This window comes from Polaribacter aestuariivivens (genome assembly GCF_005885675.1).
GTDB lineage: Bacteria > Bacteroidota > Bacteroidia > Flavobacteriales > Flavobacteriaceae > Polaribacter > Polaribacter aestuariivivens.
On record NZ_VANR01000001.1, the window covers coordinates 340,633 to 361,028 of the forward strand.

Genomic DNA, 20,396 nt, shown 5'->3' on the forward strand with positions numbered 1-20,396 from the left:
TTTATTTTCTTTTTGTAATAAAATTATTTGACTCAACTGTAACTATGGTATTTGGTGATACTGTTTCTGTAATGCAAACATTTGCTCCAATGATTGAATTTTCTCCAATTACAACATCACCACCTAAAATTGTTGCATTTGCATAAATAATTACATTATTTTCTATAGTTGGATGACGTTTTGTAGACGCCATACTTTTTTTAACTTGAATTCCTCCTAAGGTTACTCCCTGAAAAATAGTTACATTATTTTTTATGATAGTGGTTTCTCCAATTACAATTCCTGTTGCGTGATCTATAAAAAACGAGTCACCAATTTCTGCTCCTGGATGAATATCTGTACCTGTTGTACTATGTGCAAACTCACTCATCATTCTTGGTAAAACAGGAATTTTTTGTTTTAACAATTGATTGCTTAATCTATACACTGCAATGGCATAAAAACCAGGATATGCTAAATATACTTCACGTAAGCTTTTTGCTGCAGGATCTGATTTTAGAGCTGCAAAAGCATCTAAATCTAATTTTCTTCTAATTTCTGGAAATGAATTTTCAAAAGCTGCCCAAGAACAATCTTCATTATTAATAGCTAGTCTTTCTAAAATTTTAAAGAATTTATTTTTAGTTGCTGCACCTTTTTCTTGTTGATAATTTTTATCAAAAAGACAATTTATTAATTCTTTTGTAAAAATTTCTACAGCATCTCTTAAACACATGCTATAATTTTCTACGGAAACCTTTTGTGCTACTTCTTTCATTTTTATTACGATTCTGGCGCTAATTCTACTTCTAAACCATCAATTTCTGGCGTAATTTGAATCTGACAACCCAATCTACTATTGTCTTCCACATGAAAAGCTTCTGCTAACATTGCATCTTCATCATCAGACATTTCCGGTAATTCGTGGTCTGATTTCACATAACATTGACACGAAGCACACATTGCCATACCTCCGCAAATACCAATGGTTCCTTCTTCTGCCAATTCGTACGAACGAACAACTTCCATTAAATTCATTGCCATATCTGTTGGTGCAACAATATCGTGAGTTACGCCATTTCTGTCCGTTATTTTAAGATTTACATCCTGCATTTTGCTACTACTTTTTAGTTCTGTCTGCAAAGTTACGCAAACCTATCAAGAAATTTTTATTGAATTGCTTTAACAACTGCTTTTGGTGCTTCTTTTCTTGTTCCATCAAAGCCATCTACACCACCAACTGTAGTATATTTCATTACATATTTTTTATCTGGAAAGATTCTTTTGTACGCACTTTGACACATTAAAGTTGCTTCGTGAAAGCCACATAAAATTAATTTTAATTTTCCTGGATATGTGTTTACATCTCCAATTGCGTAAATTCCTGGTATGTTTGTTTGATAATCTAAAGCGTTATTTACTTTAATGGCATTTTTCTCTATTTCTAATCCCCAATTTCCTATGGGTCCTAATTTTGGTGACAATCCAAAAAGTGGAATAAAATGATCTGTATCTATAATAAAACCGTCTTCTCCTTTTTTCTCCACCACAACTCCTGTTACTTTATCTGTTCCTAAAATTCCTTTTACTTCTGCAGGTGTAATTAAGTTGATCTTTCCTAAGTTTTTTAATTCCTGTACTTTTTCAACAGAATCTAAAGCACCTCTAAATTCATTTCTTCTGTGAATTAAAGTAACTTCCGAAGCTACATCTGATAAGAAAATTGCCCAGTCTAAAGCAGAATCTCCTCCTCCAGAAATCACCACTTTCTTATCTCTGTAAAGCTCTGGTTCTTTAATGATGTATTCTACCCCTTTATCTTCGAAATTGATAATGCTTTCTATCAATGGTTTTCTAGGTTCAAAAGAACCCAATCCACCAGCAATTGCAACAATTTTTGCATGGTGTTTTGTGCCTTTATTTGTTGTTACAATAAATGTACCATCATCTTGCTTATCAATCGTTTCTGCTCTTTCTCCTAAAGTAAAACCAGGCTCAAATTGCTTGATTTGCTCCATTAGATTTTTTGTTAAATCTCCTGCTAAAATTTCTGGATATGCTGGAATATCATATATTGGTTTCTTCGGATAAATTTCTGAACATTGCCCACCTGGTTGTGGTAAAGCATCAATTAAATGACATTTTAGTTTTAATAAACCTGCTTCAAAAACGGTAAATAATCCTGTGGGTCCTGCTCCAATAATTAGTATGTCTGTTGTAATCATCTTATAAAATTTTGCTTTTAGCTATTTGATTTTAGTCACTCGCTAATTGCTAACTGCAAAAAACGAAAGACTAATAACCTTTTTATTTTTCCACTAAACTCTTCGTGAATTCGTTTAGTTTTTCTACTTTTTCTTCAAAGTTTCCTTTGATGGTTTTTCTATATTCGTTTAAATTCTTCACTAAATCGTTGATGTTTTCTGGAATTACATCTTCAAAAAACTGACGTAATCTTTTGGCGGTTGTTGGTGATTTTCCATTTGTGGAAATCGCAATTTTTACATTTCCTTTGGTTACAATACCTCCCATATAAAAATCGCAATAGGGAGGATTATCAGCAACATTTACCAAAATATTTCTTTCTTTACAATCTTTGTAAACTTCAATATTTACAGCTTCTTTATCTGTGGTTGCAATGACAATATTTTTGTTTGATAAATATTGTTTTTCATATTCATCAACAATCATTTTTATTCCGAATTTATTTGCCAACTCTTGGGTTTCTTCTCTAAAAAATGGAGAAACCATGGTTACTTTCGAATTAGGACTCGATTTCAACAAAAAAGACAATTTTTCTAATGCTACAAATCCTCCACCAACAATTAACGTTTCTAATTGTTGCGTTTTTAAAAAAATGGGATATAATTCGTTTTGTTCCATTATGAAGCAATTAACTCTTTTGAATACTCTTCTTGTACATTCGCCAAAATTGCTCTATGATTTACCACTTCACCCAAAACAATAATTGCAGGATTGCTTAATTCCTGTTCTTTAACCACCTCTAAAATAGTATCTACAGTTCCAATTCCTACTTTTTCGTTGCTTCTTGTTCCATTTTGAATGATAGCAACTGGTAGATCGTTTTTATTTTCTTGTTGAAATAATTTAATGATTTCTGACAATTTTCCCATTCCCATTAAAACTACAACTGTTGCATTCGATTTTGCTGCCAAAGCAACATCATTTGATAATTTATGTTCTTTGGTAGTTCCTGTAATTACCCAAAAACTTTCGGCACTTCCACGTTTTGTTACTGGAATATTTTGATACGCTGGAACCGCCAATGAAGATGAAATACCTGGAACCATTACAGTTTCTATTCCAAAACTTGCTGCAAATTCCATTTCTTCTGCTCCTCTTCCAAAAATGAAAGGATCTCCACCTTTTAAGCGAACTACATGTCCGTGTGTTTTTGCTCTTGCAACAATTAACTCGTTAATTTGTTCTTGCTGATATCTGTAACAACCTCTTCTTTTTCCTACAAAAATTAGTTCGGCTTCAGGATTTATAAAATCTAATAGTTCTTCATTTACCAAAGCATCATACAAAACAACATCTGCCTTTTTTAAAACTTTAACTGCTTTTAATGTGATTAAATCTACATCTCCAGGACCAGCTCCAACTACTGTTAAGATCCCCCTTTTATCCCCCATTTCGCCTTCGCTCAATGCAGGCTTCAGGGGAAATACAGACTCTGTTATTTTTTTATTATAATTATTCATTTTCTAACTAATTTATTTCAAACATATGCTCGCAACAGTCTTGCAGTCTTATGTCATAAGTCTTTTCTGACTTGATTCTTGATTCTTGATTCTTGATTCTAAAATTTAACTATTAACCTCAACAGTCCTAAACGCATCTGCTTTTTTATAAAATGATTTTGCATCATTTAAATAATTTTCTGCAAACGTTTTGGTTGGTGCTTCTTTTTTAATTTGATACACTAAATCTTCGAAAGAACCATTCAATTCAAACTTATTTGTGTCTACAAAATGCTTCTGAAAATCAGAAATAATTCCTGCTTGTGTATTTGTTTTTATATTTTCGGTTATCAATAGTGCTTTTGCTGTGTTTACCAAAGATGTATATGCGTGATAAATACTATCTGAAAACTGATTTTCGTTTAAAGCTTCTTCTGAATTTGTGATTTTTTCTTCACTTTCAAATAAAAGTGTTGCTATTAAATCGATTACAACTCCTGCACATTCTCCTACTCCAATTGCTTTTACGTAATTTTCTGAATGTCCCCAATCGATAAAATCGCTTGGTTCTAAATTGGTGGTATCTTGCAATCCTTTTAATAAATCGTAGAAATAAGTTTTTCCTTGTCTGTCGTAATATTCTAAAAAAGTCTCTTTTTCTTGCTGATTTTCTTCAACATCATTCAATAAAATACGTAATGCTTCTGGTCCTCTTTTACTTGGTACTTTTACCAATTTGTCTGAAAAACGACCTTTTCCATCACCTAAAATTCCTCCACCAATTAAAATTTGTAATGCTGGTGCTTGTAAATTCCCAACTTTAATTGACATTCCTTGAAATCCAATATGTGCCATATTATGTTGCCCACAAGCATTCATACAACCACTAATTTTAATGGCAATTTCTTTGTTATTTAAGTAATTCGGATATTCTTCTTCCAATACTTTTTCTAATTCCACTGCAATTCCTGTACTGCTTGAAATTCCTAAATTACACGTATCTGTTCCTGGACAAGCTGTAATATCTGCTGTAGAATTATAACCTGCTTTTGCGAAACCTAATTTTTGCAATTCAACATAGAAAAATGGTAATAATTCTTCTCTAATATGACGAATTAAAATATTCTGACGTAACGTCAAACGGATTTCATTTGCTGCATATTTCTTCACCAAATCTGCCAACAATCTAGCTTTTGGTGTATAAAAATCTCCTAAATGTATTTTTAAACCAATGGCAAATAAACCTTCTTGCTTTTGTGGAATTACATTAGTTTCTTTCCATTTTTTATAAGTAACTTCATCTTCTATTTTTACTGAAGGAATTGCTATTTCTTGAAAAACGATTGGTTGTTCGAAAGCAGTTGTATCAACTTTAAACCTTTTGTTTTCTAACGCATTTACTTCATCTGCAACTAACTCTAAAAAAGCTTCAACACCTAAATCTTTTACCAAAAATTTTAATCTTGCTTTTGCTCTTTTTGCACGTTCTCCAAATCTATCGAAAATTCTTAAAACTCCTTCGATAGTTGGTATTAAAACATCTTCTTCTAAAAATTCGTAAATAACATCTGCATGTCTTGGTTGTGAACCTAAACCACCACCTAATAAGACTTTAAAACCTTTTTTTGTGATTCCGTTTTCAGTTTTTACTTTCGCAATAAAACCTAAATCGTGAATAAAACTAATCGCTGTATCATCATCAGTACCTGAAAAAGACATCTTGAATTTACGACCCATTTCTTGACAAATTGGGTTTCTTAAAAAGAATTTAAACGTTGCATCTGCGTAAGGCGAAACATCAAAAGGCTCGTTAATATCTATTCCTGCAGTTTCTGATGCTGTAACGTTTCTAACCGCATTTCCACATGCTTCACGTAAAGTAATATCATCTTTTTCTAGTTGCGCCCACAATTCTGGAGTTCTATCTAAACTCACATGATGAATTTGAATATCTTGTCTTGTAGTGATGTGCAATCTTCCACGAGAATATTCGTCTGAAACATCAGAAATTCGGTGTAATTGTTCGCTTGTAACTTTTCCGTAAGGTAGTTTTATACGAATCATTTGAACGCCAAATTGACGCTGACCATAAACCCCTCTTGCCAAACGTAAACTTCTAAAACGTTCTTCGTCTATTTTACCTTCTTTAAAAAGTTGAATTTTTCTCTCTAATTCCAGAATGTCTTTTTCCACAACTGGATTTTCTATTTCGGTTCTAAAACTCTGCATTTTTTTTTAGTATTGAGTAGTTAGTAAAAAGTATTGAGTATTAAGTAAAAAGTATTAAGAGAGCTATTTTACTTAATACTACCTACTGCGTACTTAATTCTTATTTATCGGATAAAACCAACACCAACTGTATTGTTTGTTTTTGGATTGATTAAAATAAACGACCCATTTGATTTGTTTTGATTGTAAGCATCTACCAACAAAGGTTTGCTTAATTTTAATTGAATATCTCCTATTTGGTTCAATTCTAATGCTGATGGATTTTCGATTTTCCCAGAAAAATCCGTTTTAATAATTGTGTTTAATTGCGTAATTTTTGCTTGCGCATCATTTACACCATGTTTTATATAGTATTTTTGAGACGCTTGCAAAGGCTCTTTATCCATCCAACAAATGGTAGCATTTAGTTGCTTTGTAATTTTTGGTTCTTCTGCAACTTTTACCAACATATCTCCTCTACTTACATTTACATTATCTTCTAAAGTGATGGTTACAGAACTTCCGCTTTTTGCTCTTGCAAACTCTTCATTAAAAAAATGAATACTCTTTACTTTTGATTTTGTTTGAGAAGGCAATACAGAAACTTCATCTCCAATTTCTAAATCTCCTCCGTAAATTTTACCTGCATATCCTCTAAAATCATGAAAATCTTGCGTTTTTGGTCTAATTACCGTTTGCACAGGAAAACGTGTTTGCGTTTTTTCTTGCACATCTTCTGCATCTAACCTTTCTAAATGGTGTAATAATGTTTCTCCTTTATACCAAGGCATATTTTCTGAAGTAGAAACTACATTATCACCTTGTAAAGCAGATAATGGAATGAACGTTAAATTCTGATTTTTATATTCGCTTTTACTCGCTAAATATTCTATTTCTCCTTTGATAATATTGTATTTTTCTTCTGAAAAATCTACCAAATCCATTTTATTAATAGCAATTACAACATCTTTAATTCGTAATAAATTATTGATAAAAAAGTGACGATACGTTTGCTCTACAACACCATTTCTTGCATCAATTAAAACGATAGAAGCTTGTGCTGTTGAAGCACCAGTAACCATATTTCTGGTATATTCTATATGACCTGGAGTATCTGCAATGATGAAACTCTTTTTTCTTGTTGAAAAGTAAATATTCGCAACATCAATAGTAATTCCTTGTTCTCTTTCAGCTACCAAACCATCTGTTGCTAAAGAGAAATCTAAATAATCGAAACCTCTTTGCTTACTTTTTTCTTCAATTGCCTCTAACTTATCGTCAGTTAACGATTTTGTGTCGTATAATAAACGCCCAATTAAGGTACTTTTACCATCATCTACACTTCCTGCTGTTGCTATTTTTAATACGTTCATTCTTTTTATTGGTTTATGGTTGTTGGTTTACGGTTGTTGGTTTTTCACTAAAAACTATCAACTAAAAACCATTAACTAAATTTTAGAAATATCCTTGTTGTTTTCTCTTTTCCATGGCAGCTTCAGAGCGTTTATCGTCTATTCTTGCACCTCTTTCTGAAATGGAGGAATCTCTAATTTCTTCTACCACTTTTGTAATATCTACTGCGTGTGATAAAACTGCGGCTGTACAACTCATATCACCAACCGTTCTAAAACGAACCATTCGTTCTACAACTTCTTCTTCTTCGTCTCTAAAAACTACGTCATCATCTGCAGACCAAATAAGTCCATCTCTTAAAAATGTTTTTCTTTTGTGTGCGAAATAAATGGAAGGAATTTCGATATTTTCTTTTTTAATATAAGACCAAACGTCTAATTCTGTCCAATTAGAAATTGGAAAAACACGCACATTTTGCCCTAAATCTATCTTTCCATTTAGCATATCAAAAACTTCTGGACGTTGGTTTTTTTCATCCCATTGCCCAAAATCGTCTCTTACAGAAAAAATTCTTTCTTTGGCTCTCGCTTTTTCTTCATCTCTTCTTGCTCCTCCTATACATGCATCGAAACCAAATTCTTCAATGGCATCTAATAATGTTTCAGTTTGTAACATATTTCTACTTGCATATCTACCTGTTTCCTCTTTTACAGTTCCGTTATCTATATTGTCTTGAACATTTCTTACAATTAATTCTACACCTAACTCTTTTGTCAAACGATCTCTAAATTCTATCGTTTCAGGAAAATTATGTCCAGTATCTATATGCATTAAAGGGAAAGGAATTTTTGCCGGATAAAATGCTTTTTGTGCTAATCTTACTAACGTTATACTATCTTTTCCTCCAGAAAATAACAACACTGGTTTTTCGAACTGTGCCACTACTTCTCTAAAAATAAAAATTGCTTCGCTTTCTAAAGCATCTACTTGTATTGTTCTTTGATTCATAATCATGTCTTTTAGATATGCAAACCACATTCTCTGTTGCTTTCTACTTTTGTTGGATCGAAATAAGTAAACTCATTGGGTAAACTATATTGCTCTAAATACGTATCTAAATCTTCATCTGACCAATGATAAAAAGGACTTACTTTTAAGATTCCATCTTTGCTTATTGAAACAACATCTATACTATCTCTAAAGGCTGTTTGCCCTTTTCTTAAATTTGTAAACCACACATCTGGTTGGTGTTCTTGCATTGCTCTTTTAAAAGGTTCTAGTTTTACTTGCTCTGTAAACAGTTGATGTTTTTTATCTTCTATTGAAGGAACTCCCAACACCACATTTCTGTGGGCTACTGTTTGCTTTGGTACATATAGTTTGATGTTTAAATCTAACTTTTCTATAATTTCTTCTGCGTGTTTATAGGTTTGAACTGTGTTATAACCTGTATCACACCAAATTACTTTTATATCTTTTTTTACTTCTGTAACAGCATTTAAAATTGCTACCTCGTAAGGTCTAAAGTTTGTAGTTACTACAGGGTTCTTAGTAATAGAAATTGCCCACTTTATAATATCTAAAGGATTTTTATCCGCTAAATCCTTATTTATTTGTTGAATATTTAAACTCATTATTTTCCCCATTTTACTTTGTTCCAAATTCTTTCATGAAAGAAATACAACACTAATTTTGTTAAAAAATCTACTGATGCAATTGAAGCAGCTAATACTATTTTGTTAGTTAAAAAGTAAGAAACTACTAATGTGTCTAACGTTCCAATAACTCGCCAACTCAATGCTTTTACAACACTTCGCAAAGGTTTTTCTGAGCCCCTAACCTCTTCTAAACCTTTGCTTTGTGCTTTTTTTGCAATAATGATTTGATCTAAAATCATAAATAATTAATTCAAAATATTTTACCCTACTTAATTAATAGGGTATGCAAACATAGTTTATTATTTGAAAGTAATAAGCATAAAAACAAAGAAATTTATAATTACCCTATAGATTTAGTAGATTAATAAAAATATGAAAGGAATTTTGTGAATATCTAAATGGATTATCATTTAGTTTATCAGATTAAGATAGAAAATGAGTGTGAAGAAAATGAAAAACTAATTCACCTTAAATACTAACATTTACACAAATCAGCCAATGAAGTATTTCTAAAAATTTGAAGTGTACTATCTCGAACTTCTAACATTAAATTATGCACAGCACAAGCATTTTCATCTGGACAGTCGTCACATTTTTCGTAGAAATTTAAACTCACACAAGGCACCATAGAAATTGGACCTTCTAAAATCCGCATAATGGAAGTCATTTGAATTTCTGATGGATCTTTCAGTAAATAATAACCACCACCTTTGCCTTTTTTAGAACCTAACACTCCGTTTTTACGAAGCGTTAAAAGGATGCTTTCTAAAAATTTAAGCGATATATTTTCGCTTTTAGAAATCGTAGCAATTTGAACAGGCGTTTTATTTTCCTGTTTTGCCAAATAAGTAAGCGCTTTAATTCCGTATTTTGTTTTTTTAGATAGCATAAGAAACAAATTTACAGAAATTTCTGCAATTTAAATGTTTAAAGCTTGTTCTAAATCTGCAATAATATCTGCTACATTTTCTAAACCAACAGAAACACGAACCAAACCATTTGTAATTCCGACTTCTAATCTATCTTCTTCAGATAATCTTCCATGTGTTGTAGAAGATGGATGTGTAACAATAGTTCTTGTATCTCCTAAATTTGCAGAAAGTGAGCACATCTTTATGTTGTTGAGGAACTTTCTCCCAGCTTCAATACCTCCTTTTATTTCAAAAGCGACAATATTTCCACCTAATTTCATTTGATTTTTTGCTACCTTATATTGTGGATGCGATTTTAAAAATGGATATTTTACCAATTGTACATTTTCATTTTCTTCTAAAAATTGCGCAACTTTTAGTGCATTTTCACAATGTTTTTCTACTCGAATCGCCAAAGTTTCTAAACTTTTTGATAAAACCCAGGCATTAAAAGGAGACATGGCAGGCCCCGTATTTCTTGCGAATAAATATATTTCTCGCATTAATTCTTTGTTTCCAACTGTGACTCCACCTAAAACTCTACCTTGTCCGTCTATTAATTTTGTTGCTGAATGAATTACTAAATCTGCACCAAATTTAATGGGTTGCTGTACATAAGGTGTTGCAAAACAATTATCTACGATAAATATTAAATTGTGTTTTTTCGCAATTTTGCCAATCAATTCTAAATCTAAAATATCTACAGCAGGATTTGTAGGTGTTTCAATATACAAGATTTTGGTATTTTCTTGAATTAAGCTTTCTACCAAATCTACCTCATCAACTTTAAAATATGAAGTTTCTATATTCCATTTTGGTAAAAACTTGGTAAACATACTGTGTGTAGAACCAAAAACTGAACGACAAGAAACTACATGATCTCCAGCATTTAATAAAGCTGCAAAAGTTGAAAATATTGCAGACATTCCTGTTGCAAAAGCATACCCTGCTTCTGCACCTTCCATTTGCACAATTTTATCTGTAAATTCTGTGGTATTCGGATTCGTAAATCGACTATATAAATTACGTTGTTTTTCTTCGGCAAATGAAGCTCTCATTTCTTCTGCATCGTCAAAAACAAAACTCGATGTTAAATATAATGGTGTAGAATGTTCAGAAAATTGAGATCTTTCTGTTTGATTTCTAATTGCCTCTGTTTCGAAATGTTTATCCATTTTGGTTGGTGGTTTTTGGTTTTTGGTTGGTAGTCTTCATTTATAACTATCAACTAAAAACCATTAACTATTTTTAATCATTATGTTTTGCTAGTCTTAAAATATCTCCAAAAACGCCTCTAGCTGTTACTTTAGAACCTGCTCCTGCTCCTTGAATTACAATTGGTTGCTCGCCATAAGATTCTGTATAAATTTCAAAAATTGCATCGGAACCTTTTAAAGAACCTAAGGGAGAACTTTTAGGAACAGAGACCAATTTTACGTCTAAATTTCCTGTTTCTTGTGATAAATCTCCTCCTAATTCTCCAATATATCTTAAAACGTGGTCTTCTTCCTGATTTTCTTTAACTTGTTGATATTCCTCATTCAGCGCTTCTAAGTTAGATAAAAAATCGCTTACAGCACCTTCTCTTAAATTCTCTGGAATTAAATTCTGAATATTTACGTCTACAAACTCGTTTTCCAATTCTAATTCTCTTGCCAAAATTAACAATTTTCTGGCAACATCATTTCCACCTAAATCTTCTCTTGGATCTGGTTCTGTAAAACCTGCATCGATTGCTGCCTGTAAAACTTCAGAAAAAGGTTTGCTTTCTTCTGAAAAAGTATTGAATAAATAGCTTAAACTTCCAGAAAAAACGCCTCTAATTTTGGTAATATTTTCTCCTGATTCGTGTAAAAGTCGAATCGTATCAATTAAAGGTAAACCTGCACCAACATTCGTTTCATACAAATATTGTTTTTTATGTTCTTTTAATTTTCTTCTTAATTCTTTGTAAAAATCAAAAGACAATGTGTTGGCAATTTTATTACAAGAAACCAAATCGAAACCTGCTTCAATTAGCGGAATGTAATTAGCCACAAATGGCACACTTGCAGTATTGTCTACCGCAATTAAATTCTCGAAATGATGTGCTTTAGCAAACGAAATAATATCGTCTACAGAAATATTTTCTTGTCTTTGTAACTCTAAATCTTCTTCCCAATTTTTGGAAACTCCATTTTTGTTTAGCAATACTTTTTTAGAGTTCGCTACTGCAAAAACATTCAATTGAATTTTTCTTCTTTCTAAAACTGATGCAACATTTTCTAAAATTTGATGAATTAACGTTCCCCCCACCAAACCTTTTCCGAAAATGGCAATATTTACTTTTTTAGCAACACCAAAAACTTGTCCGTGAATTACGTTTACTGCTTTGTGTAATTGTTCTTTCTTCACCACCAAACTCACGTTTTTTCCTGTGATGGTATTGTTGAATAAAACTGGAACAATTTGGTTTTTGATTAAGGCATTGTAAGGCAAATGAAATTCACTTAAATCTTGACCAATGATTGAAATTACAGCCACATTATCGACAATAGAAATTTGATTTACATCTTGCGAATAAAAATCGTTTTCGAACTCTTTTTCTAAAGCTAAAACAGCTTCATTTGCCCTATTTGCATCAATAATTAAACCAATTCCTCTTTCGGATGAACCTTGAGAAATAATACTTACACTTATGTTTTTATCACTTAAAGCTCTAAAAATTCGTGCATCAACACCAACTTTACCTAACAAACCTCTTCCTTCGAAATTTAATAAGGCAACATTATTAATTGTTGAAATGGATTTTATTCCTTTTGTTGAAGTTTCTGATGTGATTAATGTTCCTTTATCTTCTTTATGAAACGTATTTAAAATACGTAAATTAATGTTCTTTTCTAATAATGGAATAATGGTTTTTGCGTGCAAAATTGTCGCCCCAAAATTTGCCAATTCATTCGCTTCTGAAAACGATAACTGCTCTATTTTCTTTGCATCTGCAACCAAATCTGGATTTGCAGTAAAAATTCCACTTACATGTGTATAATTCTGAAGCTCATCTGCATCTAAATAATTCGCAATTAAAGCTGCTGTGTAATTACTACCATTTCTTCCTAATGTAGTGGTTTCTCCTTTTTTATTGGATGCAATAAAACCTGTTACCACATTTATAGTGTTCGAGTTTTCTTTGAAATAAGAAACTACATTTTCCGAAGAAACTGCCGAAATTGGTTGTGCATTTCCGAAATTATCGTCGGTAATAATTAATTTTCTTGCATCTGTAGCGTTTGCAGAAACTCCATTTTCTTCCAACAAACTTGCAACTAATTTTACGGATAATAATTCGCCTTGCGCTAAAACCTCATCTTTAATTTTTTCGCTATAATCACCCAATAAATACACACCTTCGAAAATTGTTGCTAATTTTAAAAACTCTTGTGTACAATCTAAATTCGGATTTGGTTTTAATTGATAATCTTTAAAAGCATCAAACGCGTCTAAATACGGTTTCTGTTGAGAAGCTAAAGTCAACAAATTTTCTAATTCATCTGTTGTATTTCCTCTTGCAGAAGCAATTAAAGTTATTTTTTCTCCGTTTTTGTGTTTGTTAAGAATAATTTCTATGGCATTCTCCAATCCTTTTCCGTTGGCTAAAGATTTTCCTCCAAATTTTAATACTTTCATCTTTTTTGCTCTATAATCTTTATTGAAAATAGGTTCTATGATTTTCTGTAATTGGTCATATTCCATTAAAAATGCATCATGACCATGCACAGAATTAATTTCGTTATATGTTACGTTTTCTTTTGTTAAAGCTAATTTTTTATGCGTTTCTCTGTTTTCTTCGGCGGTAAAAAACAAATCGGAATCCACACCAATAATGTGAATATTTGCTTCAATCTGGTCTAAAACTTCTATATTTTTCTCTCCGTTTTTAGTAACATCAATACTTTTTAATAATTGATTCATTAATTTATAAGAAGATAATTGGTAACGTTCTTGCAATTTTTCTCCATGATGCAACAACCAGCTTTCCACATTAAAAATATCTGAATTTTCTTTTTTAGATCGATGAAAACGTTCTTTAAAAGATTCTGGAGTTCTATAACATAACATCGCATGCATTCTAGCATCGTGCACAGGATTGCTGGAATTGACTAAAAACTGTTCCTGAATTTGACAATTAGCAATCAACCAATCTGTAGATTTCCAATCGGTTGCAATTGGTAAAAAATGTTGGGTAATTTTTTTATTTAAAACAATCATTTCCCAAGCAATTCCACCACCTAAAGAACCTCCAATTAAGGCAAATAATTGGGTTATTTTTAGCTCCGTTAATCCTTTTAAAAAAATTCTTGCAACATCTCTTGCAATAAAATCTTTATAATTTTCAATTAAAAAACCATCAAAACCGTTTCCAGGAATATTAAAAGACAATACAGTATACACCTCTGTATTTATAGCTTTGTCTTTACCGACAATATCTAACCACCAACCTTTTTCACCAGCAACATCGCTATTTCCAGTAAGTGCATGATTAATTAAAACCACAGGTGCAGTTCCTAAATCTTGACCAAAAACTTGATAACTTAAATTGATATCCGGAATATTTACACCTAATTCAGTGGTGAAATTTTTGAGTTTGATATGTTGTAGTTTGTCTTTCATTTTTAAAACAAGGGGTTTAAAACCCCTTGTCATTTTTCATATTTATTATATTTCTGAAAAAGCCGTTTTTAAATCTGCTTTTAAATCTTCTAAATCTTCGATACCAACTGATAAACGTATTAAATCTTGGCTAACTCCTGCTCCTGCTTGTGCAACTTCATCTAATTGTTGGTGAGTGGTACTTGCTGGATGAATAATTAACGATTTTGTATCTCCGATATTTGCTAACAAAGAAAATACTTTTGTTTTATCTGCAATTGCTTTTGCCGCTTCAAAACCTTTTTTAGGACCAAAAGTTACAATTCCACTTTGTCCTTTCGGCAAATATTTATCTGCTAATTTCTTGTATTTATTGCTTTCTAATCCTGGATAATTAACCCAAGCAACTTCCTCTTGTTGCTCTAACCATTTTGCCAAAGCCAATGCGTTTTGCGAATGTTTTTGAATTCTTACAGGTAAAGTCTCTAAACCTTGAATGATATTAAACGCATTTGTAGGACTTAAAGCACCACCAAAATCACGCAAACCTTCTAAAATCAATTTAAAAGTGTACGATGCAGCACCCAAAGTTTCGTGATATTTTAAACCATGATAACCTGCAGATGGCTCTGTAAATTCAGGAAATTTTCCATTCGCCCAATTAAAAGTTCCAGCATCTATAATTGCACCTCCTAAAGAAGTTCCTTGTCCGCCAATATATTTTGTTAACGAATGAATTACAATATTTGCTCCGTGTTTAATTGGGTTTAATAAAACTGGTGTTGCTACTGTATTATCAACAATAAAAGGCACTTCTGCTTTTTTTGCATGAGCAGAAATTGCTTCTAAATCTAAAACATCTAATTTAGGATTTCCTAAAGATTCTACAAAAAAAGCTCTTGTATTTTCTTGAACAGCTTTTCCAAAATTTTCTGGTTCAGAAGCGTCTACAAATGTTGTTGTAATTCCGAATCTTGGTAAAGTAACATTTAATAAATTGTAGGTTCCACCATACAAACTACTCGAAGCCACAATGTGGTCTCCAGCTTTTAAAAGCGTTAATAAACCTGTTGCAATTGCTGCTGTTCCAGAAGCGAAAACTACGGCTCCAATCCCTCCTTCTACAGCTGTTAAACGATCTTGTAAAATTTGATTTGTTGGATTATTTAAACGTGTGTAAATAAATCCTAATTCTTTTAATGAAAAAAGGTTTGCGGCATGCTCTGAATTGTTAAAAACATACGAAGATGTTTGGTAAATTGGAACAGCTCTTGTACCTCCATTTGTTTTTACATCATGACCTGCGTGTAATGCGTTTGTTGCTAATTTGTGTGTACTCATTTTTCTATTTTTTTGAGTTAATAAATAATTAAACCAAAAGTCAAATGCATCAATTTTTGTTGATGTACTTACTAGAAAAATGTTATTAAGAAAATATGATTTTCCAGAATGGGAAAATTCATTTTTGTTATCTATCCTTTTCTCTTTTTTTGAGATACTGAAACGAATTCAGCACAGGGTAGAATTTAGCACCTTCTTTATTTCTAAAGGGTTGCTAAGGTTTCAAAGGGTCTAATCCCTCCACCTTTCTTGATAACATTTCAATAAGTTATTGAACTTTGTGAGTGCAAATATATGTTCAGAAAAATTTAATATCCAAATAAAAGACAGTTTATTTTTTATTTTATATCAATTTCGCATTTTATAATACACAATATTCTTTATTCCATAAAAACATCCGTATTTGTTTTCTAAAATTGATTTATTGATGGTGTTATCAAAAATAATTATCACTAAAAAATGTTGGAATTTGATTTTATAATGTAACTTTGCATTATAATTAAGAGGAAAAATTTGAACTGATTGCAACCTCTCGTGCTGAACTTGTTTCAGTACCCTTTACTTAATTTAGGATACTTATTTTAAAAGATTCTGAAACGAGTTCAGTATAAAAATGCTAAAGCAGTAATTATCTACTTCTTTTAGCGACCACGCAATTATTTTTTATTTCCTACAACATTTAAAAGAAGAATATTATGTCATATTTATTTACGTCAGAAAGTGTTTCTGAAGGACATCCAGACAAGGTTGCTGATCAAATTTCTGATGCTTTAATTGATAATTTTTTAGCATTCGACAAAAATAGTAAAGTTGCATGCGAAACCATGGTAACTACTGGACAAGTTATTTTAGCTGGAGAAGTAAAATCTGAAACTTATTTAGATGTTCAGCAAATTGCTAGAGAAGTTATTAATAAAATTGGCTACACTAAAGGCGAATATATGTTCGATGGAAATTCTTGTGGAGTTTTGTCTGCAATTCACGAACAATCACCAGATATTAACCAAGGTGTTGATAAATCTTCACCAGAAGAACAAGGTGCAGGAGACCAAGGAATGATGTTTGGATACGCAACCGATGAAACTGAAAACTACATGCCTTTAGCATTAGAATTGTCTCACAGATTGTTAATTGAATTGGCTCTTTTACGAAGAGAAAATAAAGAGATTACTTATTTAAGACCAGACGCAAAAAGTCAGGTTACTATTGAATATTCTGATGATAATGTACCTCAAAGAATTGATGCTATTGTAATTTCTACACAACATGACGATTTTGACAAGTCAGAAGAAGTGATGCTAACCAAAATTAAAAAAGATATTGTAGAAATTTTAATTCCTAGAGTGGTTGCAAAATTACCTACTCATATTCAAAAATTATTTACAAACGATATTACCTACCACATTAACCCAACTGGAGTTTTTGTAATTGGTGGACCTCATGGAGATACTGGTTTAACAGGGCGTAAAATTATAGTAGATACTTATGGAGGAAAAGGAGCTCATGGTGGTGGAGCTTTTTCGGGAAAAGATCCAAGTAAAGTAGATAGGTCTGGTGCTTATGCAACAAGACACATCGCAAAAAATTTGGTTGCTTCAGGACTTTGCAAAGAAGTTTTAGTACAAGTTTCTTATGCAATTGGTGTTGCAAAACCAACCAGTATAAATGTAGAAACTTTCGGAACTGCTACCGTAGATTTAACAGATGGCGAAATCAGTAAAAAAGTAGCAAATATTTTTGATATGCGTCCGTATTTTATAGAACAACGTTTAAAATTAAGAACGCCAATTTATTCAGAAACTGCTGCTTATGGACACATGGGAAGAACTCCTGAAATTAAAACAGTAACTTTTACAAATCCAATGGGAGAAACAGTTTCTGAAAAAGTAGAAACGTTCACTTGGGAAAAACTAGATTATGTTGATGCAGTTAAAAAAGCATTTAATTTATAACCTCTTAACATTTTATAATTTAACCTTTAGACCTCAAAATCTAAAGGTTTTTTTTGTGAAAAAAATTAACATATCATTTTTCAATCCCTTTAACAAATTTTTAAGATTCGGTATTTAAACGATTTACGTAACTTCGAAAACTATAATTTTAATCAAATTTATTATGACAAAAAAGATATTCATTAAACTTCTTTTAGTTGCTTTTGTATTCGGTTTCTCTACCGAAACTTCTGCTCAATTTTGGAAGAAAAAGAAAAAAGAAGCACCTAAAAAAGTTGCTCCTAAACCAAAACCAAGTAAAGGAGGAATTCAACCATACAGTAAGGTGGTTACAAAAGACCATAAAACTGATGATGGTTTATTTAAAGTACATAAAAAAGACGAAAAGTATTTATTTGAAATTCCAGATTCTCTTTTAAGAAGAGAGATGTTAATGGTTACGAGAATTGCTAAAACTGCAAGTGGAATTGGCTTTGGTGGTGGAAAAGCAAATACACAAGTTTTACGTTGGGAGAAAAAAAACGATAATATTTTACTAAGAGTCGTTTCTCATGATGTTGTTGCTGATACTATTTTACCAGTTCATGAAGCTGTTGTAAATTCTAACTTAGAACCAATTTTATTTTCTTTTCCTATAAAAGCATTTAGTAAAGATTCTACCGCAACAGTTATTGATGCAACTTCTTTATTTGCTACTGATGTACCTTCTTTAGGTTTTCCATCTAGAGGAAGAAGAGGATATCAAATTACCAGAATGGATAAGGCTCGCTCTTATATTGAAAGAATTAGTAGTTACCCACAAAATATAGAAACAAGACATGTAAAAACATATTTTGCTAATAAAGCACCATCTAATAGTGCTGTTGGATCTGTAACTGTAGAAATGAGTAACTCTATGGTTTTATTACCAAAAATTCCAATGAAGCGTAGATATTTTGATGAACGCGTAGGTTGGTTTGCAAGAGGACAAATAGATTATGGTTTAAAAGATCAAAAAAGTAAAACTGTTACTTATTTAGATAGATATCGTTTAGAAGTAAAAGATGAAGATATCGAAAAGTTTAAAAGAGGCGAGTTAGTAGAACCAAAAAAACAAATTGTATATTATGTAGATAGAGCTACTCCAGAAGAGTGGGTTCCTTATATTATACAAGGTGTAAATGACTGGCAAGTAGCTTTTGAAGCTGCAGGTTTTAAAAATGCCATTGTTGGTAAAAGAGCACCAACTAAAGAAGAAGACCCAGAATACAGTCCAGAAGATGTTCGTTATTCTGTAATTAGATATTTAGCTTCTCCAATACCAAATGCAAACGGCCCTCACGTTAGTGATCCAAGATCTGGAGAAATTTTAGAATCAGATATCAACTGGTATCATAATGTAATGACTTTATTACACAACTGGTTTTTTATACAAACAGCGGCAATAAATCCAGATGCTAGAAGTAAAAACTTTAAAACAGAAACTATGGGTCGTTTAATTCGTTTTGTTTCTTCTCATGAATTAGGGCACACATTAGGACTACCTCACAACATGGGAAGTTCTGTTGCATATCCAGTAGATTCGTTACGTTCTGCTTCTTTTACAGCTAAATATGGTACTGCACCTTCTATAATGGATTATGCTCGTTTCAATTACATTGCACAACCAGAAGACAAAGGTGTTTCTTTAATGCCTAATGTAGGTATTTATGATAAGTATGCAATTGCATGGGGTTACAGACCAATTTTAGATAAAACTGCAGAAGAAGAAAAGCCAATTTTAGATTCTTGGATTTTAGAACATGCAGGTGATCCAATGTACAGATTTGGTCATCAACAAGCTGCTGGAGTTGTAGACCCTAGTTCTCAAACAGAAGATTTAGGTGATGACGCAATGAAAGCTTCTATGTACGGAATTAAAAACTTAAAAAGAATTTTACCAAAATTAGAAGAATGGACTTCTGAAAAGGGAGAAAATTACGATGAGTTATCTAGTATGTATGGTCAATTAATAGGACAGTTTAATAGATATATGGGACATGTTTCTGCAAACATTGGTGGTGTTTATGAGTACTACAAAACAACAGATCAAGAAGGTGCAGTATATACACATGTAGATAAATCCAAACAAAAAGAAGCTTTACAATTTGTTATTGATGAATTATTTAAAACTCCAGAATGGATGTTAGATGAAAACATTTTTAGCAAAACAGAATTTTCTGGTTCAGTAGAAAGAGTTAGAGGTTTACAAGCAAGAACGTTAAACAACATTTTAGACGCAGGTAGAATGGCTAGAATGATTGAAAATGAAACTTTAAATGGCTCTTCTAAAGCTTATACTTTAGTGAATATGATGAGTGATTTGCGAAAAGGCGTTTGGAGTGAAATTTACAACGGACGTTCTATTGATACTTACAGAAGAAACTTACAAAGAGCTCATTTAGACAGGTTAAATTATTTATTAAATGACGCTAAAGATCAAAGAGGTTTTAATAGTGGATATTTAAAAAGAAGTGGAATTACAATTAATCAATCTGATGTGAAATCAGTAGTAAGAGGTGAATTAAAGCGTTTACAAAGAGATGCTAGATCTGCTTCCAACAGAGGAAATACAATTACGAGATATCATTTACAAGATGTTGTAGATAGAATCGATATGATTTTAGATCCTAAATAATTTAT

At 31.8% G+C, this 20,396-nt stretch carries 16 protein-coding genes and 1 riboswitch; of the genes, 2 read left to right on the top strand and 14 right to left on the bottom strand.

Annotated elements, in window-relative coordinates; translation table 11 throughout:
- Position 1: 1 nt before the first annotated feature.
- The 14 genes from epsC to FDT66_RS01540 form a co-directional block, all read right to left on the bottom strand.
- Positions 2-757 (bottom strand): serine O-acetyltransferase EpsC, encoded by a 756-nt coding sequence (epsC, locus tag FDT66_RS01475; RefSeq protein WP_138534373.1) that lies wholly within the window; start codon positions 755-757, stop codon positions 2-4.
- Positions 758-762: 5 nt separating this feature from the next.
- Positions 763-1,092, bottom strand: a complete 330-nt coding sequence (locus FDT66_RS01480) for a 2Fe-2S iron-sulfur cluster-binding protein (RefSeq protein ID WP_138534374.1) — start codon at positions 1,090-1,092, stop codon at positions 763-765.
- Between the two features lie 56 nt (positions 1,093-1,148).
- Positions 1,149-2,204 (bottom strand): NAD(P)/FAD-dependent oxidoreductase, encoded by a 1,056-nt coding sequence (locus tag FDT66_RS01485; RefSeq protein ID WP_138534375.1) that lies wholly within the window; start codon positions 2,202-2,204, stop codon positions 1,149-1,151.
- 82 nt (positions 2,205-2,286) lie between these two features.
- Positions 2,287-2,862, bottom strand: a complete 576-nt coding sequence (locus FDT66_RS01490; RefSeq protein ID WP_138534376.1) for a precorrin-2 dehydrogenase/sirohydrochlorin ferrochelatase family protein — start codon at positions 2,860-2,862, stop codon at positions 2,287-2,289.
- Positions 2,862-3,635 (bottom strand): uroporphyrinogen-III C-methyltransferase, encoded by a 774-nt coding sequence (cobA, locus tag FDT66_RS01495; protein ID WP_138534703.1) that lies wholly within the window; start codon positions 3,633-3,635, stop codon positions 2,862-2,864. Before cobA ends, FDT66_RS01490 begins: the two co-directional genes overlap by 1 nt.
- Positions 3,636-3,809: 174 nt before the next feature.
- A complete protein-coding gene (locus tag FDT66_RS01500; RefSeq protein ID WP_138534377.1) occupies positions 3,810-5,912 on the bottom strand; it encodes a HEPN domain-containing protein in 2,103 nt (700 codons plus the stop codon).
- Between the two features lie 104 nt (positions 5,913-6,016).
- On the bottom strand, positions 6,017-7,264 hold the full coding sequence (locus FDT66_RS01505; RefSeq protein WP_138534378.1) for a sulfate adenylyltransferase subunit 1: 1,248 nt from the start codon (positions 7,262-7,264) through the stop codon (positions 6,017-6,019).
- Positions 7,265-7,346: 82 nt separating this feature from the next.
- Positions 7,347-8,252, bottom strand: a complete 906-nt coding sequence (gene cysD, locus FDT66_RS01510) for a sulfate adenylyltransferase subunit CysD (protein WP_138534379.1) — start codon at positions 8,250-8,252, stop codon at positions 7,347-7,349.
- A gap of 11 nt (positions 8,253-8,263) precedes the next feature.
- Positions 8,264-8,878, bottom strand: coding sequence for a phosphoadenosine phosphosulfate reductase domain-containing protein (locus FDT66_RS01515; RefSeq protein WP_138534380.1), 615 nt, complete (start codon positions 8,876-8,878; stop codon positions 8,264-8,266).
- Positions 8,878-9,141, bottom strand: a complete 264-nt coding sequence (locus FDT66_RS01520) for a DUF2061 domain-containing protein (RefSeq protein ID WP_138534381.1) — start codon at positions 9,139-9,141, stop codon at positions 8,878-8,880. Before FDT66_RS01520 ends, FDT66_RS01515 begins: the two co-directional genes overlap by 1 nt.
- Before the next feature lie 236 nt (positions 9,142-9,377).
- Positions 9,378-9,791: an RrF2 family transcriptional regulator gene (locus FDT66_RS01525; protein WP_138534382.1), complete on the bottom strand. Its 414-nt coding sequence runs from the start codon at positions 9,789-9,791 to the stop codon at positions 9,378-9,380.
- A gap of 30 nt (positions 9,792-9,821) precedes the next feature.
- On the bottom strand, positions 9,822-10,988 hold the full coding sequence (locus FDT66_RS01530; protein ID WP_138534383.1) for an O-succinylhomoserine sulfhydrylase: 1,167 nt from the start codon (positions 10,986-10,988) through the stop codon (positions 9,822-9,824).
- A gap of 73 nt (positions 10,989-11,061) precedes the next feature.
- The gene (gene thrA, locus FDT66_RS01535) at positions 11,062-14,463 is read right to left on the bottom strand and encodes a bifunctional aspartate kinase/homoserine dehydrogenase I (protein WP_138534384.1); all 3,402 of its coding nucleotides are present in this window, start codon (positions 14,461-14,463) and stop codon (positions 11,062-11,064) included.
- A 45-nt stretch (positions 14,464-14,508) separates the two neighbouring features.
- A complete protein-coding gene (locus tag FDT66_RS01540) occupies positions 14,509-15,783 on the bottom strand; it encodes an O-acetylhomoserine aminocarboxypropyltransferase/cysteine synthase family protein (protein ID WP_138534385.1) in 1,275 nt (424 codons plus the stop codon).
- Positions 15,784-15,907: 124 nt separating this feature from the next.
- A riboswitch (SAM riboswitch) is annotated at positions 15,908-16,042 on the bottom strand.
- A 436-nt stretch (positions 16,043-16,478) separates the two neighbouring features.
- On the opposite strand from FDT66_RS01540, the gene metK reads away from it, so the two are divergent.
- On the top strand, positions 16,479-17,735 hold the full coding sequence (gene metK, locus FDT66_RS01545; RefSeq protein WP_138534386.1) for a methionine adenosyltransferase: 1,257 nt from the start codon (positions 16,479-16,481) through the stop codon (positions 17,733-17,735).
- Positions 17,736-17,898: 163 nt separating this feature from the next.
- Positions 17,899-20,391 (top strand): zinc-dependent metalloprotease, encoded by a 2,493-nt coding sequence (locus FDT66_RS01550; protein ID WP_138534387.1) that lies wholly within the window; start codon positions 17,899-17,901, stop codon positions 20,389-20,391.
- Positions 20,392-20,396 lie beyond the last annotated feature (5 nt).